Origin of the sequence: Nonlabens sp., from assembly GCF_018401815.1 — a bacterium.
Taxonomy (GTDB): Bacteria; Bacteroidota; Bacteroidia; order Flavobacteriales; family Flavobacteriaceae; genus Nonlabens.
In genome coordinates, this window is the sequence record NZ_JAGYKG010000005.1 from 194,208 (window position 1) to 218,721 (window position 24,514).

The window sequence follows — 24,514 nt, forward strand, 5'->3', positions numbered from 1 at the left end:
AATAATAATTTTAAGATGCAATAAAACAGTAATTTAAATAGAATTATGTTAACTTATGGTTCACTATAGATTATTTAAATTGCCACTCCAAATTACTTGTGTATTTTAATCACAAGTCTAATATAACACCTAGTGATACGCTAAGATTTTACCATTTAAAACATTCTTACAAATGATGATACGAGCTTTTACTTCTTTAATCCTATTATTGCTTATGAATCAATCTCCGACTACTATATTCCGATTTAATAATGACGCTGATGTTTCTGCATGGAATATTGTAGACGATCGCGTCATGGGAGGGATCTCCAGAAGCTATTTTGAGCTCACTGAAGACGGTTATGGAAAGTTCCATGGCTTTGTTACCACAGAAAGTAATGGTGGGTTCAGCTCTGTAGCTTATGACTTTGACAAGTTACAGGTGAGCCCCGCTGACAAAATACGTATCAAAATCAAAGGGGATGGAAAGACTTTTCAGTTGAGAGTCAAAGCCTTTGCTGGTGATCGACACAATTACATCAAGGAATTTGATACCACTGGCGAATGGCAAATTGTTGAAATAGCGCTTTCTGAAATGATACCTTCTTGGAGAGGTAATCAATTAAGGATTCCTAATTTTGATAAAAATCAAATAACCAGTGTCACGGTATTGATAGGAAATGGGAAGAAACAAAATTTTGAGCTTCTTATGGAATCTATAGAGGTGGTGAAGTAGTAGGGACTTAAATAGCCTATTGCTATCCAACAGCCTTACTAAATACAATTGTCATGTACTTCCACTACCACGTAGCTCAACTTGATCGTATTACTTACTAATTACAACAAAGATTTATTATTCTTTCTTTCTTTTCGCTGCCTTGTAACCTCTTTCTTTTTAAGAAAGTACAGTCGGCGCTTTTCTTTAATACTTAAATCAGCACGATCACGGCTTTGTAATTCTTGAAGATCTTGGTTCTCTGATTTTCCTAATGGAATAGTTCGGTAATCTCTTACATTTAAACGCATTCCTACAGCAAGGTTAAGGTAACTAGCATTATTAAAAGTATCGTTTAATGCAACTGCCGACTTAATATTGTAAGACACTAGTTCGTAGCTAGGACTAAAGAAAAATGAAACCCCATCACTAAAATTATATTCCAAGCTTGAAGTAAACCGCAACACATTTCCAGAATCCCTAAACTTTCCACCACCTTGGGAGCCACTTTGTCGGTTTTTATTCTGACTGTACCCATAACCAAGGTCTGCTGTGATGTTCCAATCTTCATTTAATCGGTAGTCGTAACCCGCAAAGAAATAAGCATTAAACTTGGTAGTTCTTGCATACTCACCGACTATAGCAGTGCTTGATACACTCATAAAATCTTGAGTGAGTGCAGCACCTAAATAAAAGTTTTTTGGCACATAAAACTGCATGCGTATTCCATAACCTACTCCTCCTTTCAATCCATTACCAGCAAAATTATCACCAGATGGAATGCCGCGTTGTAAATAAAGATCAGTAAGAAATAGACGTTTAGGTTGTTCAGAATTGGGTACGGCTAATTCTGATGAGTATTCCTGGGCAAAAGATAGGCTGGCAAACAAAAAAATCAGGATGCTTATAATTATTCTAATAGGTAATCTCATAACTTTCTAAGGCACTGGTTATAGTAAAAGTTCTTATGGATTCATTACCCACAGCATCTGTAAATTGGACCTCAATAATAGACGGATAGAAAACGTTTAAATTAATAATACCGTCATCACTTGTACTATTAAAACGTGTGGATTGCATCGTATAAAAGATACAGTCCTCATCTTGAGTGAGCGTATTATTTCTGTAAATAAGACCACAATCTAAAGATTCATATTCAAAAGTGGCAGTGTATTCTTCTGTAGTTCCTGAGGTGTTTACAAATTCAATTTGCACGTTTGAAGCCGCTTTTAAGACGGTTTCTGGGATATCTAAAAGATAATCATCATTCAATTCTTGTCTCGAAACGCTGATTTTGTTAGCTGCGTAATTTTCTGTATTAAAATTTATAAAAAAACTACCATCGATAAGCATTACAAATTCCACTTGCCCGTTTTCATTGGTAATTCCTTTTCCTAATATAAAATCTTCGTCTGCAGGAGAAAACTTGGAGAGCTCCTGCCCTATTATAAAGCGATTGGTTCTATAGGTAGTGGCGCTCACCTCCATATTAGCAATAGGGTTGCCAGAGACATCCACTACTCTAGTTTTAAAAAGTGCTCTGACATCATTTTCTAGTCTGGCTTCACAAGAAACCAGCAGAATCGGAAGGAGTAAAAGGAATAATTTTCTCATGCAATAATAATTGATTGAAAGATGCCTTAAATTAATAATGGTTGCGTAAAAGTAGTTTAATATATTGACATTTTTATTTGGTGATCTCATCAGTGCCTAGAAACTGATCCTCTTTATTGCCATACCACTTGCGCACCTTAGGCATATAGATATCATTAACCCTGTGGGTTTCAGAAAGTAAAATATACTCTCCAGTGTCAGGCAGTATTTTTCCAGAAGGATCTGTTTTAAAAAACTGGTACACTTCCATTTGATAAGTAGTTGGGTCAAAATAAAAAAACCAAGCATCGCTACCTACATGTTGATCATAAGTGGCTTTGAGTACGAGGTACTCTTTGCCTATAAAGCTTTTGCGTTCTACTTTTTCGGCTATATGAGTTCCTTGATCTTTTAACTTCATGGGTAATCCGTACAAATAGGTGTAGTAGTTTTTCATAAAAACCGCTCGTTCTAAATCCTTTTCTGCAGTTTCCAGTTTCTTTTTTGGGTTTTTCCAATCGGCCTTTACTACACTAATTTCATTTACATTGACACGATACTTAGTCATCACACTATCTCGTACAGCAATTAACTTAAAAGTTTGAGCAAGTAAATTAATAGTAACATCACTAACTCTCTTAGGGCTTTTAGGTGCCGTCATCGTTATCTGTATGCTTTCATTAAATGAAGGCCAATTATTATAAGGGTCATGTGCTTTGATTGCTTTTTCTAGTAATTCCTTACCGCTAAGTTCTTGCGAATGAGTATTACAAGTTGTGCAAAGCAACAAAAGAGTAAAAAGATAATTCATGATCCTGTATTTTAAGCTAAGATAAGTAATTGACTTCGGCTGTTTGAAACTTCAGAAAAAACAAAAAATCCCAACAGCAATGGCTCTTGGGATTTATATATTCTAATCAACTCAAATAGGCGATTATAAAAATCTTATTATGCGGAAAGGTTCTCAACTACAGCTCGAACAGATAGTTTAACTGTCAGCTGAGACTGAAAACTTATGATTTATGCATAAAAGCCTGTTTAGCTTCTAGCTGTTCCTTGGTCTCCACTACACTGTCGTCTGGCACACAACAATCTACTGGACACACTGCAGCACATTGTGGTTCTTCATGAAAACCAACACATTCGGTACATTTATCAGGAACTATATAATAAAACTCGTCACTTACTGGTTCTTGAGTCCTGTTAGCATCTACTTCTTTCCCAGATGGCAGGACTACATTTCCATCTAGATCAGTACCATCTGCATAGCGCCAGTCGTCTGCCGCTTCATAAATTGCGGTGTTCGGACATTCTGGCTCGCACGCGCCACAATTAATACATTCGTCTGTTATGATGATTGCCATAGCTTTTATTTACTTTTGTGCAAAAATAGCACCTCGTGAAGACAAAGCCAATTAATACCTCGTTAAATGATCGAATTACTGCTTTCGCGAAAGCGGGTGCCCTACTTACCTCCTACCTAGAAGGTACATTAACAGCCTTAACAAATGACGGTGCAAACTGGCAAGAACGCATTCAACAAAGGCTTGAGCTCGCTCAACGCAAGAATTCTTGGTTTACAGAGGACACCTTAGAATTTGCCATCACACAATGGGCAGAGGCACTTAACGAAGAAAATTTAACATACTGGACGCAAGAATATCCTTTAGACAAGGTGACCGAAAAAAATATTGCTTTGATTACAGCTGGCAACTTGCCATTAGTAGGTTTTCACGATGTGTTATCGGTGATCATCGTTGGTCATCATGCCATGATAAAAAATTCGAGTAATGATGATGTGTTGACGCCTTTACTGCTAGAAATAGCAACTTCATTTTGTGCAGACTTAGCATCATCTTATTCCTACGTGGAGGGTAAATTGGAACATTACGATGCAGTTATTGCCACAGGGAGCAACAATACCGCACGTTATTTTGAACATTATTTTGGTAAAAAACCTCACATCATACGCAAGAACCGCAATAGTGTTGCGGTTTTAACAGGTAATGAAACCTTAGAGCAAATGGAAGCTTTGAGCAAGGATGTGTTTCTTTATTTTGGATTGGGTTGTAGAAGTGTCAGTCATTTAAAAGTTCCTAAAGGATATAATTTTGATCTTTTTTTTAATGGAATGTTTGTACAGAAAGAACTTATCAAAAATGAGAAGTACTTGAATAATTACGATTACAACAAAGCGGTTTACCTGATGAGTGAGTTTGATTTACTCGACAACGAATTCCTTTTGATAAAAGAAGAAACGAGCAGCTACTCTTCTCCTATCGCGAGTTTAGGTTACAGTTTTTACGAAAAATTAGAAGATCTAGCCATAGAATTTGATCAAAACGCAGATCAATTGCAATGTGTGGTTGCTCAAGGCCCTGCAGCGGCTGCTGTTAGAGAAAAATTAGGAGATAGATCAGCGCCGCAACTAGTTCATTTTGGTACTACACAAACTCCAAGATTATATGACTATGCCGATGGTATAGACACAATTCAATTTTTGTTGACATTATCTTAAAAACCTTATTGATTTCATAACAGAATTTGGTATTATATTTTTCATTTTTGTAGTTCATCATAAAGGAACTAAATAATGCTTAAGCACAATTTTAGCGCAGGTCCATGTATACTGCCACAAGAAGTTTTCAAAAAAGCAGCTGCAGCTGTTCTTAATTTCAACGACCTTAGTATTTTAGAGATTTCTCATCGCAGTAAAGATTTCATTGCGGTAATGGAAAAAGCACAATCCCTGGCATTAGAGCACCTAGGATTAACTGATAAAGGTTATCAAGCATTGTTTTTAGGTGGAGGGGCTAGCATGCAGTTCTTAATGGTGGCTTACAACCTACTAGAAAAAAAAGCAGCCTATTTAAATACAGGTACTTGGAGTGATAAAGCAATCAAGGAAGCAAAAATGTTCGGAGAAGTAGTCGAAGTAGCTTCTTCCAAAAAAGACAACTACAACCATATACCAAAAGGTTATGTGGTGCCAAATGATGTGGATTACTTTCATATTCAGACCAATAACACCATTTTTGGTACGCAACTAAAATATACACCAGATGTTTCTGTTCCTCTTATTTGTGATATGAGTAGTGATATTTTTTCAAGACAACGCGATTTTGAAAAATACGATTTGATTTATGCTGGAGCTCAAAAAAATATGGGCCCTGCTGGAGCGACCTTAATTGTAGTAAAAGAAGAGATCTTAGGGAAAGTTTCAAGACAAATTCCTTCTATGCTCGACTATAGAATACACATCTCTAAAGAGTCTATGTATAACACACCTCCGGTTTTTCCTATTTACGTAAGTATGTTAACATTAGAATGGCTAAAAGAAAATGGCGGAATAGATGCCATTGAAAAACTGAACAACCACAAAGCCGCTTTGATTTATAACGAAATAGATCGGAATCCATTATTTAAAGGTTTTGTTATAGAAAAAGAAGATCGTTCTACCATGAACGCCACCTTTGTATTGAATAATGAAGCACATGCCGCTGCTTTTGATGCTTTATGGAAAGAAGCAGGAATCAATGGTTTAAACGGCCATAGATCTGTAGGTGGATATCGCGCAAGTATGTATAATGCGTTGTCATTAGAAAGCGTTCAAGCACTAGTAGACACTATGCAAGAACTTGAGAGAACATCCTAAAAATTTAAAAACGAAATTTAAATAAAAAATAGTTGTTTCCACTCCATGCCGGATGGGTAAACGAGACTTAAAAAATGAGAAGATTATTATGAAAATACTAGCAAACGATGGTATTTCACAAAGTGGAATAGATCAACTAGCCGCAGCTGGTCACGAAGTGTTGACTACAAACGTAGCCCAAGAACAACTGCAAGATTACATCAACAAAAATGATATTGCAGTTCTTTTAGTGAGATCTGCTACAACTGCTCGTAAGGAGTTGATCGATAATTGTCCAGGTCTTAAAATTATAGGTCGTGGTGGTGTTGGAATGGATAATATTGATGTGGCTTATGCTCGTGAAAAAGGTCTTCAGGTGATCAATACTCCCGCAGCAAGCAGCGCAAGTGTAGCTGAGCTGGTTTTCGCACACCTTTATGGGGGAGTTCGCTTTCTATATGATGCCAACCGCAGCATGCCGCTAGAAGGAGAAACCAACTTTAAAGGATTAAAAAAAGCCTACGCCAAAGGTTCCGAACTAAGAGGAAAAACTATTGGAATTATAGGAATAGGACGCATTGGTCAAGAAGTGGCCAAAATTGCTGCTGGAGTGGGAATGAACGTGATAACTCACGATAGTTTTGCAGATAAGGCACCTACTGTTTCTTGGGATCTTTTTGACGGTCAAAGCATCAGTATTGAAATTCCTTTAGTAAGTAAGGAAGAATTATTAAAAACAGCTGATTTTGTAACCATTCATGTTCCTGCACAAACAGATTATGTGATAGGAACTGATGAGTTAGAAATGATGAAAAAGGGAGCTGCTATTGTAAATGCTGCTCGTGGTGGTGTTCTTGATGAAGTAGCTTTAGTAGCAGCCTTAGCATCTGAGCACATCTCTTTTGCTGCTTTAGATGTTTTTGAAAAAGAACCACAGCCAGAGGTAGTATTGCTTATGAACTCTAAACTTTCATTAAGCCCGCACATTGGTGCTGCAACTAATGAAGCTCAAGATCGCATAGGAACCGAACTTGCTGAACAGATCATTAGTATATTAGGATAATTAACCTTTAATGAGATCCTCCAAGTAGTTGGGTGATTTAACTATTGGCTTCTAAAGAGTGTCTTTAAATACGTTTGATACGCTATTCAGTAGTTATAATGAATTAAAGGATCATATGGAATACACCGCATTTCAATAAGAAATGCGGTTTTTTTTGAATACGTTAACACCATATTACTTGTACCTACAATAAATTTGCCTACATGAATACCATACTACACAGATCAGACTCTAGAGGTCATGCCAATCATGGCTGGTTGAATAGCCATCACTCTTTTAGCTTTGCCGGATATCACAACCCAGAGCGTATGAGTTTTGGAATATTGCGCGTATTGAATGATGATACTGTTGCTGCTGGAATGGGCTTTGGTGCGCATCCTCATACCGATATGGAAATTATAAGCATTCCGCTTTCTGGAGACTTAAAACACCAAGATAGTACAGGAAGAACCGCCATAATCAAAAATGGTGATATCCAAGTGATGAGCGCAGGAACAGGCATTACTCATAGCGAGAAAAATGCAAGTACAAAGGACGAAGTGAAATTTCTTCAAATTTGGGTGATTCCTAATAAGCAACAGGTCACTCCTCGGTATGATCAGGTTACTCTTGATCCTAAAAATAGATGCAATCAATTGGAGCAAATACTCTCTCCTAACCCAGATGATCAAGGCGTATGGATTTATCAAGACGCTTGGTTTTATTTGGGAACCTTTGAAAAAGGTATAAAAAGCAGGTATGAGTTAAACATGTCTGAAAATGGGGTTTATGCATTTGTTTTAAAGGGTTCATTTCAATTGGGAGATCATATTTTGACACATCGCGACGGATTAGGAATTTGGAACCTAACGTCCATAGAATTGATCTCGTTATCAGATGATGCAGAGATTTTATTGATGGAAGTACCCATGAAATAACTAACTGCAGGAGCATTTATGGTACCTATAGCACATTATTTCTGTAACTTAATACTGTTTTTATCATTATAAAAATGTTTTCTTATTAGGAACTATAGGCATTTTCTAATCAACATTGGATGCACCTTTAAATTAAGTGCCTAGTATACCACCGCCTAACTAAAAGAAAATAGGTTGTAATAAAATGGTACCCACCACGTCTCAATAGTCTTAATAATAGCTAAAACGAATTTGATGATCAAAAAAATATTGTTCGGGATGATTATAGTGGTTGTAATGGCGGCAATGGCTGGTGGTTATGCCATATATTCCTTTTTCCCTGAAGATGATTTTGTGGCGCGATTTGCTTTAGAAAACCCAAGCAGATCGGCTTTCTTATTAGTTAGAAATGACACCGTTATTGGACAGCAAAACTTGCATCAACCAATGCCATTAGGGAGTACAGTAACATTAATTATCGCAATAGAATTTGCCGAGCAAGTAGGAAAGGGATGGATAAATTTAGACGAAAAAGTAAACAAGAATGAACTTCTTCGTTTTTATGTTCCTCATTCAGATAGAGGTGCACATAATAACTGGTTAAACAGTGAAACATATATCAGTTATGGTGATAGCATTCCCATTATAGAGATCGCAAAAGGAATGATTCAATACAGTTCCTATGCAAATTCAGAATGGCTCATGAACCGATTAGGAACCGATAATATTAATAATAGATTATTGGAATTAGGTTGTACCGACCACGCTCCCATTTACCCTTTTGTTTCTTCATTATTTATTGCTAAAGAATATTATACTACCAAAAAGGATGATCAGCTTTTAAAAGCAATTAATAATCTATCGGAAGAGCAGTACAAGGATTATGCGTTTAGTATTCATGCAAAAATGCTCCAGGATGTGGAGTATAGAAATCAACCTATAGAAATCACTGAAACGACGCAGCGCATATGGTCAGATCGATTACCTGCCGGTAGTGTTAGCGATTATGTTACCTTAATGAAAAAACTCAATTCGAAAACCTATTTTGATAAAACAACACAAACGGTACTTAATGAAATCATTGAAACAAGTATGAGTGAACCCTCCATACGGGAGTTTTATCATCATATAGGGATCAAAACTGGAGCAACACCTTTAGTGATTACCAAGGCGCTCTATGCAAAGGACAGAAAAGGGAATACCACAGAGATGGCTTACTTTTTTAACGATTTAGATGCTCAAGAGATTAAAAAGATGGACCTGTCCGTGAAGGATTTTGATAGAGCGGTTCTGAGAAACACCTTAATGGTACAGAAGATTCAGAAATTGTATTCCTCCTATGAATGAGGTATATTGATCGGAGGTAGTGACGCTTTCGCGAAAGTGAACTTAAAAAAATATGAGGTGAGAGATACTTATTACTTCTTTATTATCCAGGAGTTGACCTTGATTTACGGAGACTAGTGTTCGATGCGCATTAAAAGTGGTAGCCGCTCTCTTTAAAACAGGTACTCGCTTATTGTTCTTTGTAATTTTTAACTTGAGAACTGCTTATAGCAATTGTAAATCAAGCCTTTTCCATTTTAACAATAACAATAATTATAGGCAGCAATAAGATCATAACAATCCAAAACAAAAAAACGAACTCCTTTGCTGTTCACAATAACTATGTGTGTATTACAAATAAAAGTCTGAGATATAAGGTATTGATTCAGGAACTTGCAATGAGAGAAGTTTTACCAAGAAAAAAACTAAGATATTTCACAACAATCCATTAAGAGAATAAATAATAACAATGGAATTCCAGATAGTACTTTCAAACCAGAAATATTGTTGCAAAAAGAGTTTAAATATATCCTATTTCTAGAGCAACGGGGCCCCCTGTAAGTTATGGCTTTAAATGTAACTTTATGTGGTATAACACCTTTCTTTTCTTCTAACAAAAATACAATCTATGCCTGAAGTAACTTATTTTTGCAGCATGCAAAAAATAAAAAAGAATTGGGAAATAACCCATAATTGGCAACTGCTATTTATACCTCTAGGAATTATAGGGCTTCTTGCTTGCGGCTATTTTATGGCGGTACTCATCTCACCAACTACCTTTGAGGACATTACTTATGAATACCTATTTACTGGCATTACAACAATAATTTTTGCTTTTGTTTTTTATGCTTTTACCATCTGGTTATTTAAAAAATTACAGAGTAAATGGGAAGTAGCTTATAGATGGGAATTGATAGCCATATTTATAGTTTTTGCTATTACTGGCTCTTTATCTGCTCGATTATCTGGTCCGCTTATGGAATATATCAACTTGACTAAAGAAGCCACATCGCCTTGGATTTTTTGGCCACTACGCATTTTGGCGGTATTTCCTATTTATCAAATCGTTTTGGTAGTAATGGGATGGGTTTTTGGACAACACGCTTTTTTCTGGAAATTTGAAAAGAAGATGTTGTCCAAATTTGGTATTAAATTGCCCTAGTTAAAATTAGTGTATTGCGATGGTAGTCTATTTATATTGTTTTTCAAAAACGCACACCACAACATAAAGCTTTCCTAAAAAAATCATAATCGTACCTTTATCGCTTATAACGAGCTAAGAAACACAAGAAATGGATAACAATGATATACTAAGAAGACTGCGATTTACACTCAATTTAAGCGACGACTCTATGATAGATATCTATGCCAAAGGGGGTGAACGTGTTTCTAGAGCAGAGATAAGCAGCTGGCTTAAAAGAGAGGAAGATGAGGACTTTGACCTGGTTATTGATGAAAATTTAGCTACCTTTTTAAACGGCCTTATAGTAAATTATCGCGGTAAAAAAGAAGGGGAAACTCCGGTAGCTGAAACAGAATTAGATAATACCATCATTTTAAGAAAACTAAAAATCGCTTTTAACTTTACTTCAGACGAGTTGATTTACATCTGGAAAAAAGCTGATGTTGAAATTAGTGAAACAGAATTAAGCGCCTTTTTTAGAAAGAAATCGCACCCAAAATTTAAATATTTAAACGACCAATACTTGCGTAAATTCCTAAAAGGTTTTCAGATCCAACGCAAAACGCAGCGGGAAAAGGAAGCTTATAGAAATTCTTTTAAGAAGTAACTATCCTAGCTTCTAGATAGCACAACACCTATAAACACTTACCAAAGTATAAAAACACCCCACTTCCTTAAAAACATCAGAAAGCATAGATTCATGCATTACTGTTTATGAACCAACTATTTTGGAGTAGTAATCAACAGAAAAACCTATACGTATTAAATGTCGAGCCTTTTCTTTTAAGGACTAGCAGCTTACTTCTTCTCAGACTTCCTGTGAATCTTAAACTCCTTATACCTTGCAAAGGCAGCAATTACAAATATAACCGACAGTGTAATAACAGCAAATTGATACGAGATGATCTGATCCCCGCTGGCATAACTGTGCAATCCAGATAGGTAAAAGTTGACACCAAAATAAGTCATCAATACACTAGAAAAAGCGAGTACAGACCATAAATTAAAAGTCCATCTACCTTTTAAGCCAGGAACCAGACGCAAGTGTAGTACAAAAGCATAAATAAAAATAGTGATTAATGCCCAAGTTTCTTTAGGATCCCAACCCCAATAACGACCCCAGGATTCATTTGCCCACATACCACCTAGAAAATTACCTATGGTCAGCATAATCAATCCCACGGTAAGAGCTACTTCATTAATATAAGTTAACTCCTGAATATTGAGGTCCATGATTTTTCTGTTCTTTTTGGTAGAAAAGATCATTAAAATTAAGGTGACCAAACCTAGTATCATACCTAAAGCAAAAGGGCCATAACTACCTACAATGACAGCTACATGAATCATTAACCAGTACGAATCCAACACCGGTTGCAGGTTGCCTATGGATGGATCCAGCCAATTCAATTGTGCTACCCATAAAATAATGGCCACTACGAACGCAGTGCTGGCGACAGTCATCTCACTCTTTCTACCAAACATTAATCCAAATGCCATAGTAGCCCAAGCTACATAAATCAAAGATTCGTAAGCATCTGACCAAGGAGCATGACCACTTAGATACCATCTCGTTATGAGGGCTGCGGTGTGAACTAAAAATAAGGCTGCAATGACCCAGTGATGAAATTTAATAGTCCATCGTATTTGCTTCATAGGTCTAATGATCTCTACGATTAAGAGAATCAACATAAGTGTACCAAACCACACATACCATTTATACAAATTCTTAAAGACATCGTATTTGTTGTATACTATCTCTGCATCGATGCGTTCTTTGCTAGGAATGATTTCTGCTCCGTGATACTGTTGGAATTCAAAAAGACTGTTCAGTGCTGCATTTGCATTAAGGTAATTACCGCTGGCATTTCCTTGCCTTAATAAAGCGGTGTATGCTGGAAAAAAATCTCTTACAAAATTGATATCTCGTTCTTCTTCATAGGCCGCTTTTTCCATATCTGGCGAGGCATACCACGTATTATTTTCTGCTCCTTTTTTAGGGAAGATCTTTAAAATAGAACCGGAAAGCACTTGGTCTAAAATCCCTACACTGTAGTTGATATCTATAAAACCTTGCTGGATACTGGACTTTACATCAGCAGCATTTGCCTCATCTAGGTACGGACTGATTTTATAACTCCCTATAGTACTATCTTGCCTTCTCCAAAAGTCCATTCCACGCGCGTACTTAGTGCTTTTTTCGACACCTAAAATTGTTTTTAAAGAATCGTTTTTATAATTAAGCTTTATCAGTGGTACATCAAACCACAAATCCCTGAATTGAATCATACTGATCATGGTTTGTTCTGGAGTAAGCCGCACCGTACGATCTCCGACTTTTGCCTCATAATAGTCTCGTTCAGAAAGTCTGCGCAATATTTCACTCGCTAAAGTAGACATGGGCTTCATGCGTCCATCGTCTTGTACGACTACTTTACCAAAACGCTCTGCCTGAGCTAGTGGCACCATATTAGCTACAATAATACTGTCAGCAAGTCTTACTGGAATAGGCGGCATTTTAGGTGGGGCTAGCTCTTCTGCAGTTACACTTAAATTTACGGCGGAAGCGTCTTGATCGGAACTTACTCCTTCCCTATTCTCCACGACCTTAGAATGTTCTGCGGGAGTTTGTTGAGGTACGGGATGATCTTGTTCTGTTACCTGTGCTCCAGTCAGACTTACGGCAAATAAAATGGCCATCAAAGAAAGATGCTTTGCTTTGCGTTTTTTAACTCGTTCAATTAATCTTCTCAATTCTCCAAATCTAGTATTAGGATCAAAAATCAAGGCCATTAAACCAAGATATAACAAACAGTAGCCTAAATAAGTAACGGTTTTTCCCCAGTAATCATGGTTAACAGAAAGGTGGGTGCCTAGCTCATCTGGATCAAATCCTGCTTGGAAAAATCTATAGCCGTCTTTATCGAGTACGTGGTTCATATAAATGCGTTCTTTTGATTTTCCAGTAGAGTCAATTACGGTTACCTGACTTTCAAAAGCCGAGTAAGACTTTTCCGTGCCTGGTTGTTTGCTGGCTATAAAATCATTCAACTGTATCCCAAAGGACAGATCTCTAGCAATAGAACCATATTTTATATACACTTTTAAACCATTAATGTCTAGGTCAACATAATCTGATATAATGCCTTTCCCTCCTAACATTTCTATTTTCTGTGACTGGTCTCCGCTAGTCACAGTAGCCAAAATACCGTGAGCTTGCGCCTTGGTAGGTTCTGGACTTTTAATGATTCCCACTTCACCTTGTGTCACAGGATCTGGAATTACAAATTGCATTCCTGCCATCGTATACAGAGACCTTAATTGCAAGGGTTGTATAGAATCTGGAATTACCTTACCCTCCATCTGGTCTGCCATACGGAGAAAATTTCCTTCGTAAGGGGTTTGTATGGTATAGCCATTCCAATTTTCAGTAATGTTAATCAAGCCTTTTTGAGCAGCGATTTCTGGGTCGATATTCACACCGAATAACACATTGTGAATACTAGCCTCTTCTCCAGCTTTAATCAAGTGATCGTGACGCTTTCCTTCTCCTGCTTCCACTATTTTTAAATAGTAATCGCTATTCTCATCACCTTCTTTTAAGCCTTCCACAGCATCAAAGATCATGCTGTCTATAGAAACGCTAATTTTCTTATCGTAAAATTTAAAATCTCTAGAAGTCTTATAATCGTATTGAGAAATTAATAGTTCTTCTTTTACAGCACGCTGCATAGGTTTACCAGAGGGATCTTCTCCTTGAATAATCGCGCTGAAATAGGTTTCTTCACTTAAAAAAGTATTCTCTGTCTGTCCTTCTCGTATCAACATCATTCCTTCAAAAGAAATGTACCTGGTAATACCTGCGCCTATAATAATAAGAACCCAAGAAAGATGCAGCGTTAGAGTGGCCCATTTTTTCCACTGTAAGAGCTGGTATCTTTTAATATTGTAGATAAAGTTGAACATCAACCACAGCATAATTAATGAAAACCACCATTCATTATACACCCATAGTTTAGAAGTAGGCGTGTCGTAAGAATTTTCAATAAAGGTTCCAGCCGCCATACTTGCTGCAAAAGCGAGTAATAAAACTGTCATTGTGCGTGTACCAAAAAGCAAAGCAATTAATCTGTCTTTCATAGGACTTTTTTACCGGCTGCAAAGATACTTCACAAAAGCCGCATCACCATCCTATTGTGAGTCGCTTTGAAGTGTGTATTTTTACAACATGATAAGGATAATTATTATTGGAACGGGAAATATAGGCGGGCACCTTTGTAACGCCTTTGAAAGTGAGCCTGCATCAAAGAAAGTACAGCTTACCGGCTATTGTAATAGAACGCAAAAACAGCGGTTGGACAGCAATGCATCCTTAATTAAAGATTTGAGTCAACTGCCAGAGGCCGATCTTATTTTACTTGCTGTTCCTGATGATGCCATTGAAAAAGTTTCACAACAAATCAAAATATCTAATGCTATAGTTGCTCATACTAGTGGTAGTGTTGCTATGAGCGTTTTATATCATCACCCTAATCACGGTGTTTTTTATTTGCCACAAAGTTTTAGCAGTTCCAGAAAACCCAGGTTTGAGGATGTTCATATATGCCTAGAATCCAGCAGTAAAGAGGTGAATGAGGTTTTGGAACTAGTGGGTGGTACGCTTTCGCGAAAGCGAGAACAAATCAATTCTACACAACGTAAAAAACTTCATCTGGCAGCTGTTTACATGAACAACTTTGTCAATCACTGTTACTCTAAAGCAGAGGAGCTCATGGAGGAGGCTTCTATAGATGTTCATTTGTTAGATGCTTTGATGCGGGAGACTTTAGAAAAGGCTATTTCCCTTTCTCCTAAAATGTCACAAACAGGTCCAGCAATAAGAAATGACCTAAATACAATAAAAAAGCACTTAGAACTGCTTGAAAAAGGAGATCGAGAAATGTACCGATCCATTACTAAATCTATACAAAAAACACATGGCAAAAAGCTATAAAGAATTGCTTCAAAACATTAACACATTTATTTTAGATGTAGATGGTGTGCTCACCGATGGCAGGCTTATTATATCTGAAAATGGAGCGCTATTGCGCACTATGAATGTTAGGGATGGCTATGCCATGAAAACCGCACTTGATAACGGATATAATGTTTGCATTATTACTGGCGGCACCAATGAAGGAGTGAAAATGAGACTCACCGAATTAGGAATTAAAGATATATACCTCAATGCGAGCAATAAAATGACTCACATACGGGAATATGTAGCCGCACATAACTTAAAACCTGAAAACATTGTATTTATGGGGGATGATATGCCCGATGTCCAAGCCATTCAATATGCTGGATTGGGCTGTTGTCCTCAGGATGCTATTCCTGAAGCAAAAGCAGTCAGTCAATACATTTCTCATAAAAACGGTGGCGATGCTTGTGTACGCGACATCATAGAGCAAGTAATGAAAGTACATGGAAAATGGAAGGTTCAAGATGGAGAAAGCGTGAAATCGACCTAATCAAGTGCTTTTGCAATACGCAAAAAGTACCAAGCTCCCGTAATTTTGCTCTTAAATAGAACCGCCTAAAGCGATCACTTGTATTACTAATAGTTCCTTTTATTTTTATTTTTGTTTTATTTTAAATGATCACTTTAATTTTTACTTTCGTTTCCCCTTAATTTATCTAATGGCTACTTTTTTTAAAATCATACGCTGGCCTAACGTTATGTTGACTATTCTTACACAATTGGTCATTATTTACGGTCTGTTAATTCCTTCAGGAGTTGATCCAACTTTAAACTGGTGGCAATTGCTTTTGTTGGTGATGGCTACAGGATTGCTTACGGCAAGCGGTAATGTGATCAATGACATTTATGATGTTGGCATTGATCAAATCAATAAACCTCAAAAACTATTAGTCACCAAAAGGATTTCAGAAACAAGTGCTTATAACTTGTATTTTGTTTTAACGGTGCTTGCCGTAATCTGCGGGTTTGTGCTGTCTAACAGTTTAAACAAGCCTATACTTTCTAGTATTTTTATAGGTGTTGCTTTTGTTCTTTATTTATATGCTAGCTCGCTTAAAGCGATGTTGCTAGTCGGTAATATAGTCATATCCTTGTTGGTTGCTTTAGTGATATTGATTACTGGAATATTTGAACTTTTTCCATCCCTGACCACAGAAAATCAACCGGCATTTAAGTTTCTTATGGAACGGCTGCTTGAATTTGGGTTAATGGCATTTTTAATCAATTTAGCTCGAGAGTGGGTCAAAGATTGTGAAGATGTAAATGGAGATAAAGCTGGCGGCAGGAATACGCTTGCTATCGCATTAGGAAGAACCAGAGCTGCCCGGTTGGTAGCTATTTTTATTTTAGGGATTTTGATTTTGTTAGGCTGGTATATTTATAATTACGTTTATAAAAACGATGTAATAACTTACTACTTTATAGTTTTCATCATGGGACCTTTAATGTTTGTCATGATCAAGCTATGGACGACAGCAACTCAAAAGGAATTTCATTTACTTTCTTCAGTTCTTAAAGCAGTACTTCTCTTTGGGATACTCTCCATAGGAGTGATTAAAATTAATTATTACCTTAATTAAAGGATATGCTCTCAGAAAAATTTGCAAGTATCGATATCATTCTAGCCTCACAATCTCCTAGAAGACAGGCGCTTTTAAAAGGATTAGATATCGACTTTAGCATAGCAACGAGGCCGGTAGATGAAGTGTATAGCAGCGAATTAAAAAGACAAGAAATCACCAATTATCTCTCCATTTTAAAAGCGGAAGCCTTTACAAATGAGCTTACAACCAGGCAGTTATTAATCACTAGTGATACTATTGTATGGTTCAAAGATGAGGCATTAGAAAAGCCTAAAAATGCGGAACATGCTAAAGAAATGCTGTCCTCGATGAGCGGGCATTCTCATGAAGTAGTTACCTCAGTTTGCTTTACAACTACACAACGGCAAGAAGTTATTTACGACTGTACTAAGGTACATTTTGCCACATTGACTGAAGAAGAAATAGAGTACTATGTGGGAAACTACCAACCATTTGACAAAGCAGGCGGTTACGGTGTTCAAGACTGGTTAGGCTATGCAGCCGTTACCCGATTAGAAGGCTGTTATTACAATGTTATGGGACTGCCATTACCTAAGGTGTACGAGTTTTTAAAAAACTTTTAAGCTTGCTGTACTGCTGCAAAAGAATCATATAAATAACAAAAAAATCCGCTTTCAAAAAAGCGGATTTTCTATATTAAAAAGCAGTAACCCTATACTGAAGGCCATTCCTTAATACATTTCACGACCTGAGAAATGGAATGCGCTCTCGATAGCTGCATTTTCATCGCTATCACTACCGTGAATAGCGTTTTCTCCTACACTCTTAGCAAACATTTTTCTGATCGTACCTTCTGCAGCCTCATCAGGATTTGTAGCACCAATTAAGGTGCGGAAATCTGCAACTGCATTTTCTTTTTCAAGAACAGCGGCGACTATAGGGCCACGAGTCATAAATTCAACTAATTCGCCATAAAATGGGCGCTCGCTGTGTACTGCATAAAATTCCTGCGCATCGGCAACAGTCATTTGAGTTTTCTTAAGAGCGACAATTCTGAAACCACTAGAAGTAATCTTGTCAAGTATAGCACCTGTGTGACCGTCTTCAACGCCGTCAGGCTTAATCATTGTAAATGTTCTATTCGTTGCCATTTTTATATTTTTTTTTTAAAATGCGGTGCAAAAATAAACTATTCCTTAGTTTTCATTGAGATTTATTAGAATATAATTCATCAGATTTAATCAAGTGGTGATTTTCACTAAGAACAACTACCAACTCATTGGTAATGCTTAGCCTGATGCAAATCGCACATAATACTGCGGTGTTTTAAATCAATAGTAGGAAAGATTGTAAGACCTTGTCTAAATGAAACCATTGTATTTCGTCGCTATTTTATAGCTTTATCTTATTAGCACCTAATAATTAATGGTAATTGAAAAAGTTAATCCTTACTTTTGCTAGCATTATGAGTGAAGACCAAATTCAAATCTTAAAACAAGAGCTATCTACCCCAAAAAAAATAGTTATTGTTCCCCATAATAATCCAGATGGGGATGCCGTGGGTTCTGTAATTTCCCTTCATGGTTACCTCTGCCAGTTGGGGCATCAGGTGAGCATGATCAGTCCAAATGACTTCCCCTCCTTTTTAAAATGGTTAGAAAACAGCGACTTGTTCATAAACTATGAGAAGGAAAGTCAGCGGTGTGACGCCTTAATTAATGAGGCCGATTTGATTTTTAACCTCGATCACAATGCTCTTCATCGTACAGGGGCGATGGAATCTATACTTAAAGAAGCAAAGACTACTTTTGTCATGATCGATCATCACCAACAACCAGATGATTTTGCTCAATTCATTTTTAGCGATAGCTCAATGAGTTCCACCTGTGAAATGATCTATCATTTTCTAGAAATGATGAATGATACCGACAAGATTAATTCAGCTATGGCGACTGCTATGTACACTGGTATTCTAACCGACACCGGGAGTTTTAAATACCGATCTACCACCTCTACTACCCTACGTGTTGCAGCAAATTTAATGGATAAGGGAGCAGACGGTGAAGCCATCAACCGTAAGATCTATGACGTAAATACACCATCAAGGATGAAGTTATTGGGTGTAGCATTAAGAAATATGGTCATTTTAGAAAATTACCGAACGGCTTATATTACCTTATCGCAAAAGGAACTCAATGATAATAATTTTAAAAAAGGGGATACAGAAGGATTTGTCAACTATGCACTTAGCTTAGACGGAATTGTTTTTGCTCAAATTTTTATAGAAAATGAAAGTGAAGCGATTGTTAAGACCTCTCTAAGGTCAAAAGGTGATTTTGACGTCAATCAATTGGCTAGAGATAACTGGGAAGGTGGCGGCCATAAAAATGCTGCTGGAGGTAAATCTGATTTATCAATGACAGCGACCGTAAAAAAATTAATCAGTATCTTGCCTGCGTATAAAAACGAGCTACGTGATGTTGTTATTTAAAACATTTTTAACTGGTATTTTGTTGGTTTCTCTTCAAGGCTGTAGCAAGAAGGTTGAAGCTAGAAGACCTATTACTGCCACTACCGGATCTAGTATACAACAATCAATAGAAAAAAATAAAAAACTAAATGCAGCCGAAGAAAACGCTATAGAAAACATCATAAAAGATCTTGATGAAAAATTTGAACGCAGTGCCAATGGTTTTTATTACACTTTCGTTAAAAAGGATTCTATTGTAGGGGTACATCCTAAATTTGGAGATCGAGTCACCTTTGAGTACGATGTGGTATCCTTAAACGGAGATACCATATATAAAAAAGAAGAACTTTCTCCCATTACCAAAAGTTTAGATCAAGAATACGGTATTTTTAAAGGAATGCGTGCTGCCTTGAAATTAATGAAGACAGGCGAAGAACTGATAGTGTTCTTCCCATCTTATACTGCTTATGGCTACTATGGTGATAATAATCGAATTGGTGCAAATACACCATTTAAAAGTAGGGTAAGACTTCTAGGGATTACTGTAGAAAAATAAAAAAGATCATTTCTTTAATGAAATTGATGCGGTTCAATTACAAATAATTAAATATATTTAAACAAAAATTAAATTAATAAAATGAAAAAAATCCACGGACTCCTTGCAATTCTAGCCCTCGTATTTATGGCATCATCTTGTGAAGACAAATATCCCGACATAGAGGATGGTATCTATGCAGAGATACAAACTAACAAAGGGACGATGTTTGCTCAATTATATTATGAAGCGGCACCTGTTTCTAGTGCTAATTTTGTGGCATTAGCTGAAGGAAAACACCCATTAGTAAGCGACTCGCTAAAAGGAAAGCCTTTTTATGACGGTTTAATTTTTCATAGAGTTATTAAAGATTTTATGATTCAAGGAGGTGACCTAAGCGGCACTGGTAGTGGTGATGTGGGTTACAAATTTGACCAGGAGGTTAGCGATTCTTTAAAACACGATGCCAAAGGTGTTCTTTCTATGGCAAATGCTGGTCCTAATACCAATGGAAGTCAATTCTTTATCATGCATAAAGAAAATCCTAGTTTAGATATGCGTTATAACGTTTTTGGTAAAGTAATACAAGGTTTAGAAGTTGTTGACTCTATAGCCTTAACTCCAGTAAACGGTCAGCGTCCTGTTGATTCCATGATCATGCAAAAAGTTTCTATTATTCGTAAAGGAAAAGCGGCTAAAAAATGGGATGCCGTAAAAACTTTTGAAGACGCGATTAGTGCTGCCGAGGCTGAAAAAGAAGAGGCTGAAAAGCTTGCTGCCCAAAGAAGTGCAGCAGCACCTGCGGAACGAGCAACGAAAGCTGAAGAACTCGCCATTCTAAAAGAAAAGGCAACCAAATTACCCAACAGTAGTGTTATGGTGTATATAAAAAGTAAAGGAGATGGAGAAAAACCAGCTGAAGGTGCGTCAGTCATGATGGATTATAGTGGTTTCTTTTTGGACGGTACTTTATTTGATTCGTCAATTCTTGAAATTGCTCAAAAATTTGACAATGTAAATACTAGGAAAGAACAAATGGGCGCCTATGCTCCTATGCCAGTGCAGTACAGTTCTTCTGTAGGAATGGTTCAAGGCTTTAAAGACGCTATGTTAAGCATGAACTACGGTGATGAAATTGTAGCCTTTATTCCTTCTGATCTTGCTTATGGTGAGCGAGGGGCAGGTGGTGTAATACCTCCCAATACAGATCTTGTTTTTGAAATGAAGATCACTAAATAGTATATTTTGAACTAAGACTTTACTAAAAAACGCATTGTTGTATTCAATGCGTTTTTTTGTTTCTTAGGTAGCACCAATAAAGATTTAGATTCATCTATGTTTATTTAAGTATTATGAAAAAAATCATCTACACCAAGCTGGCACCCCAACCAATAGGACCCTATAATCAAGCTGTTTACTATAAAAATGCATACGAACATACCTTGTATACCAGTGGGCAAATCGCGATTGACCCCAGCACTGGAGATTTAAAAATAGACGATCTAAAGGAAGAAACCCATTTGGTGATGAAACATTTAGAAAGCTTGTTGACACAAGTAGGCATGACCTTTGAACATGTTCTTAAAACGACTATATTCCTAAGTGATATGGCCAATTTTGCTACAGTAAATGAGGTTTATGGAAGCTATTTTAGAGAAGAAACAGCACCTGCAAGAGAAACAGTAGAAGTAGCCAACTTGCCCAAATATGTGAATGTAGAAATCTCACTTATTGCAAAACACGAGATATAATGCCCATAGCAAATTCAGAACTCATTATCAATACCGATGGAAGTATCTACCATCTTAATTTAAAACCTCACCAACTTGCAAATACCATCATCACGGTTGGTGATCCCGAACGTGTAAAGGAGGTCTCTAAGTACTTTGATGTAATTGAATTAAAGGTAGGGAAACGGGAATTCCACACACATACGGGAAGTTATAAAAATAAACGTATCAGCGTGGTTTCTACAGGGATAGGAACAGATAATATAGATATCGTTTTTAATGAGTTGGACGCATTAGTTAATGTAGATTTTAAAACAAGAGAAGTTCATCATCAACTCAAGTCTCTAGACATTATACGTTTGGGAACAAGTGGCGCTGTTCAAAGTGATATTTCTGTAGATAGCTTCTTATTGTCACAACGAGGTATTGGATTTGATAGCCTAATGCACTGGTATGAAAGTGATGGTGGTGATCTCGCTTTCGCGAAAGCGGTATCCAAACAAATACCCAGATCAAAATTACATGCCAGCCCTTATGTGGTGGCTTGCGATCCTGAGCTTGCCAAAAAGTTTCAAACCCTAGAAATGAAAAATGGAAATACGGTCACAAGTGTTGGCTTTTACGGTCCGCAAAGTCGAAAAATACGTCTAGATCCTGCAGATAACCATCTCCTTACTCATATAGCAGATTTTAATTATGAAGGTCATAAAATTACCAATATAGAAATGGAAACTGCTGGAATATATGCTATGGCGGCACTCTTAGGACATCGAGCAGTTTCTTTAAATGCCATACTCGCCAATCGCGCTACTGGAGAGTTCTCTATTCAATCTGTTGAGACTGTAGAGAAACTTATCAAATTTACTCTTGATGCTCTTGTGGCTTAACCGTTATCGACAATAGCTTTTATACTTTTTCATTTACTTAACACCTGTGGACTATCTTTGCCCCCAATGGAAAAAAAAATAACCATAAAAATAGGTGGCGTACCAGAGCATTTTAATTTGCCATGGCACCTCGCCATTGAGGATGATGCTTTCGCAAAAGCAGGAATAGATTTACAATGGCAAGATATTCCAGAAGGGACTGGTCGCATGAGCAAGCTACTACGCAAAGAAAAACTGGACGTGGCTTGTATATTAACCGACGGTATTGTAAAAGATATCATCGCTGGTAACAAATCGCGTATCCTTCAAGTATATGTTTCTTCTCCATTACTTTGGGGTGTTCATGCACCCGGACAAATTGAAGCAGATCGCACCGAACAATTAGAAGATGGAAAAATTGCTATAAGCCGTTACGGAAGCGGCTCTCATTTAATGAGCTACATTCTTGCCAAAAGACATGGTTGGAATCTTAAAGATATAGAATTTGAATTGATCAATACACTGGATGGTGCTGTAAAAGCACTGAGTACTAATCAAGCACAATTATTTCTTTGGGAACGTTATATGACTCAGCCTCTAGTAGATCAAGGTGTTTTCAAACGTCTAGAAACTATCGCAACTCCTTGGCCTAGTTTTGTCATCGCGGCAACCGAAAATTGTATCAAAGAGAAAGAAGAAGCCTTAACAAAAATGCTTCATATCATCAATATCTACACAGCAGACTTTAAGTCTATACCGAGTATAGACCGAACTATTGCTTCTCATTACAACCTGCAAGTAGGAGATGTACAGCAGTGGTTGTTGCGCACAGAATTTAGTAGTGAACAATTATGGGAAAGCACCGTAGACACCATTATTGAAGAATTTACAGCCGTAGGCATTATTGATAAAAAAGTGACTCTTAATGACTTGGTCCATTATCTTCCTAAAATAGATGAAGAAGAATAGCGCTTATTCAACAACTAATTCACAAACTCAAAAGCTCATCACAAAAGATTCCTTCACTCTCATTTCTTCTCCACTACAAGGCTTTACGGAGTTTAGATTTCGTAACGCTTTCCATACGTATTTTGGAGGTATAGATACGTTTTATGCACCTTATATTAGGTTCAATAACAAGCCAGAAATAAGTAATAAATACCAACGGGATCTAGAATTGAATAACAATCATGTTCCAGAGTTGATTCCGCAAGTGATGACTAATGATGCCGATGAGTTTCTTATAGCGGTTCATTATATCAGATCCCTTGGGTATAAAGAACTCAACTGGAACCTAGGTTGTCCCTATCCTATGGTGACTAAAAAAGGAATGGGTTCTGGATTAATTTGTGATCCTGGAAAAATTGATCACATTTTAGAACGGGTTCACGCAGAAACTGATGTGATCGTTTCTATGAAAATGAGAATGGGGTACCTGGAGCCCACAGAGATTTTAAAAACCTTTCCTATTTTAGAAAAATACCCTATTAAAAATATAGCCATACATGCGCGTATTGGAAAACAATTGTATAAAGGCGGTGTTGATCTCGAGTCTTTTCAAAAATGCCTAGACACTTCAAAACACCAACTCTACTATAATGGGGACATTACCTCAGTGGCAAGCTTTAGAGAAATGAAAGCCCTATTCTCTAAGATCAATCACTGGATGATAGGTCGTGGACTTATTGCCGATCCTTTTCTACCCAGTATGATCAGAGCAAATACAGAAGTATATCCTGAAAACAGGTGGGAAATCTTTAGAGAGTTTCATGATACTTTGTATAAGGAATACGATGAATTTCTTCAAGGCCCCACTCCTATTAAAATGAAAATGCAAGGCTTTTGGGAATACTGGTCACAGACATTTCCCGATCCGCAAAAGGCGTTTAAAGCTATTAAAAAAGCATCTAATCCTAGAGCATACCAACAGGCAGTAAATGATAATTTAAAATCGGTTTCTTAA

25 protein-coding genes are annotated in these 24,514 nt (G+C 37.0%); 19 read left to right on the forward strand and 6 right to left on the reverse strand.

What is annotated here, in order from left to right; genetic code table 11:
- Window positions 1-172 precede the first annotated feature (172 nt).
- A complete protein-coding gene (locus KG732_RS10955) occupies window positions 173-715 on the forward strand; it encodes a CIA30 family protein (protein ID WP_300980435.1) in 543 nt (180 codons plus the stop codon).
- Between the two features lie 101 nt (window positions 716-816).
- Here KG732_RS10955 and KG732_RS10960 read toward each other — a convergent pair whose 3' ends face one another.
- The 4 genes from KG732_RS10960 to KG732_RS10975 all read right to left on the reverse strand — a co-directional run bounded on the left by KG732_RS10960 (window position 817) and on the right by KG732_RS10975 (window position 3,651).
- Window positions 817-1,626 (reverse strand): autotransporter outer membrane beta-barrel domain-containing protein, encoded by an 810-nt coding sequence (locus KG732_RS10960; protein WP_213523548.1) that lies wholly within the window; start codon window positions 1,624-1,626, stop codon window positions 817-819.
- Complete coding sequence (locus KG732_RS10965; protein WP_213523550.1) at window positions 1,610-2,308, reverse strand: hypothetical protein; 699 nt, start codon at window positions 2,306-2,308, stop codon at window positions 1,610-1,612. The genes KG732_RS10960 and KG732_RS10965 overlap by 17 nt, the downstream gene beginning before the upstream one ends.
- 73 nt (window positions 2,309-2,381) lie before the next feature.
- A complete protein-coding gene (locus tag KG732_RS10970) occupies window positions 2,382-3,098 on the reverse strand; it encodes a DUF6503 family protein (RefSeq protein ID WP_213523552.1) in 717 nt (238 codons plus the stop codon).
- A gap of 202 nt (window positions 3,099-3,300) precedes the next feature.
- A complete protein-coding gene (locus tag KG732_RS10975) occupies window positions 3,301-3,651 on the reverse strand; it encodes a 4Fe-4S dicluster domain-containing protein (protein ID WP_213523554.1) in 351 nt (116 codons plus the stop codon).
- Between the two features lie 35 nt (window positions 3,652-3,686).
- On the opposite strand from KG732_RS10975, the gene KG732_RS10980 reads away from it, so the two are divergent.
- The 7 genes from KG732_RS10980 (at window position 3,687) to KG732_RS11010 (ending at window position 10,996) form a co-directional block, all read left to right on the forward strand.
- Window positions 3,687-4,805 (forward strand): acyl-CoA reductase, encoded by a 1,119-nt coding sequence (locus tag KG732_RS10980; protein ID WP_213523556.1) that lies wholly within the window; start codon window positions 3,687-3,689, stop codon window positions 4,803-4,805.
- Window positions 4,806-4,880: 75 nt separating this feature from the next.
- On the forward strand, window positions 4,881-5,942 hold the full coding sequence (serC, locus tag KG732_RS10985; RefSeq protein WP_213523558.1) for a 3-phosphoserine/phosphohydroxythreonine transaminase: 1,062 nt from the start codon (window positions 4,881-4,883) through the stop codon (window positions 5,940-5,942).
- Between the two features lie 88 nt (window positions 5,943-6,030).
- Complete coding sequence (locus tag KG732_RS10990) at window positions 6,031-6,984, forward strand: NAD(P)-dependent oxidoreductase (RefSeq protein ID WP_213523560.1); 954 nt, start codon at window positions 6,031-6,033, stop codon at window positions 6,982-6,984.
- A gap of 203 nt (window positions 6,985-7,187) precedes the next feature.
- Window positions 7,188-7,901: a pirin family protein gene (locus KG732_RS10995; protein ID WP_213523562.1), complete on the forward strand. Its 714-nt coding sequence runs from the start codon at window positions 7,188-7,190 to the stop codon at window positions 7,899-7,901.
- Between the two features lie 234 nt (window positions 7,902-8,135).
- Window positions 8,136-9,227, forward strand: a complete 1,092-nt coding sequence (locus tag KG732_RS11000; RefSeq protein ID WP_213523564.1) for a serine hydrolase — start codon at window positions 8,136-8,138, stop codon at window positions 9,225-9,227.
- 607 nt (window positions 9,228-9,834) lie between these two features.
- Window positions 9,835-10,368, forward strand: a complete 534-nt coding sequence (locus KG732_RS11005; protein WP_300980437.1) for a DUF6787 family protein — start codon at window positions 9,835-9,837, stop codon at window positions 10,366-10,368.
- Window positions 10,369-10,498: 130 nt separating this feature from the next.
- Window positions 10,499-10,996, forward strand: coding sequence for a DUF1456 family protein (locus KG732_RS11010; protein ID WP_213523566.1), 498 nt, complete (start codon window positions 10,499-10,501; stop codon window positions 10,994-10,996).
- Between the two features lie 191 nt (window positions 10,997-11,187).
- Here the strand turns inward: KG732_RS11010 and ccsA are convergent, their stop codons facing one another.
- Window positions 11,188-14,526, reverse strand: a complete 3,339-nt coding sequence (gene ccsA, locus KG732_RS11015; protein ID WP_213523574.1) for a cytochrome c biogenesis protein — start codon at window positions 14,524-14,526, stop codon at window positions 11,188-11,190.
- An 88-nt stretch (window positions 14,527-14,614) separates the two neighbouring features.
- Between ccsA and KG732_RS11020 the strand changes: the two genes are divergently transcribed.
- The 4 genes from KG732_RS11020 (at window position 14,615) to KG732_RS11035 (ending at window position 17,573) form a co-directional block, all read left to right on the forward strand.
- Complete coding sequence (locus tag KG732_RS11020) at window positions 14,615-15,379, forward strand: Rossmann-like and DUF2520 domain-containing protein (RefSeq protein WP_213523576.1); 765 nt, start codon at window positions 14,615-14,617, stop codon at window positions 15,377-15,379.
- Window positions 15,363-15,896 carry an HAD family hydrolase gene (locus KG732_RS11025; RefSeq protein WP_213523578.1) on the forward strand — a complete coding sequence of 178 codons (534 nt, stop codon included), beginning with the start codon at window positions 15,363-15,365 and terminating at the stop codon, window positions 15,894-15,896. The genes KG732_RS11020 and KG732_RS11025 overlap by 17 nt, the downstream gene beginning before the upstream one ends.
- 169 nt (window positions 15,897-16,065) lie before the next feature.
- Window positions 16,066-16,986, forward strand: coding sequence for a geranylgeranylglycerol-phosphate geranylgeranyltransferase (locus KG732_RS11030; protein ID WP_213523580.1), 921 nt, complete (start codon window positions 16,066-16,068; stop codon window positions 16,984-16,986).
- A 5-nt stretch (window positions 16,987-16,991) separates the two neighbouring features.
- On the forward strand, window positions 16,992-17,573 hold the full coding sequence (locus KG732_RS11035; RefSeq protein ID WP_213523582.1) for a Maf family nucleotide pyrophosphatase: 582 nt from the start codon (window positions 16,992-16,994) through the stop codon (window positions 17,571-17,573).
- A 108-nt stretch (window positions 17,574-17,681) separates the two neighbouring features.
- On the opposite strand, the gene KG732_RS11040 is transcribed toward KG732_RS11035, so the two are convergent.
- Window positions 17,682-18,101 (reverse strand): nucleoside-diphosphate kinase, encoded by a 420-nt coding sequence (locus KG732_RS11040; RefSeq protein WP_213523584.1) that lies wholly within the window; start codon window positions 18,099-18,101, stop codon window positions 17,682-17,684.
- 281 nt (window positions 18,102-18,382) lie between these two features.
- On the opposite strand from KG732_RS11040, the gene KG732_RS11045 reads away from it, so the two are divergent.
- The 7 genes from KG732_RS11045 (at window position 18,383) to KG732_RS11075 (ending at window position 24,514) form a co-directional block, all read left to right on the forward strand.
- Entirely contained in the window at window positions 18,383-19,441 is a 1,059-nt protein-coding gene (locus tag KG732_RS11045; protein WP_367271510.1) for a bifunctional oligoribonuclease/PAP phosphatase NrnA, read from the forward strand.
- Window positions 19,428-19,976: a gliding motility-associated peptidyl-prolyl isomerase GldI gene (gldI, locus tag KG732_RS11050; protein ID WP_213523587.1), complete on the forward strand. Its 549-nt coding sequence runs from the start codon at window positions 19,428-19,430 to the stop codon at window positions 19,974-19,976. The genes KG732_RS11045 and gldI overlap by 14 nt, the downstream gene beginning before the upstream one ends.
- Window positions 19,977-20,057: 81 nt before the next feature.
- Entirely contained in the window at window positions 20,058-21,194 is a 1,137-nt protein-coding gene (locus KG732_RS11055; protein WP_213523589.1) for a peptidylprolyl isomerase, read from the forward strand.
- A gap of 113 nt (window positions 21,195-21,307) precedes the next feature.
- Complete coding sequence (locus tag KG732_RS11060) at window positions 21,308-21,706, forward strand: Rid family detoxifying hydrolase (protein WP_213523591.1); 399 nt, start codon at window positions 21,308-21,310, stop codon at window positions 21,704-21,706.
- Window positions 21,706-22,572, forward strand: coding sequence for a nucleoside phosphorylase (locus tag KG732_RS11065; protein ID WP_213523593.1), 867 nt, complete (start codon window positions 21,706-21,708; stop codon window positions 22,570-22,572). Before KG732_RS11060 ends, KG732_RS11065 begins: the two co-directional genes overlap by 1 nt.
- A gap of 66 nt (window positions 22,573-22,638) precedes the next feature.
- Window positions 22,639-23,520, forward strand: a complete 882-nt coding sequence (locus KG732_RS11070; RefSeq protein WP_213523595.1) for a substrate-binding domain-containing protein — start codon at window positions 22,639-22,641, stop codon at window positions 23,518-23,520.
- The gene (locus KG732_RS11075; protein WP_213523598.1) at window positions 23,507-24,514 is read left to right on the forward strand and encodes a tRNA-dihydrouridine synthase; all 1,008 of its coding nucleotides are present in this window, start codon (window positions 23,507-23,509) and stop codon (window positions 24,512-24,514) included. Before KG732_RS11070 ends, KG732_RS11075 begins: the two co-directional genes overlap by 14 nt.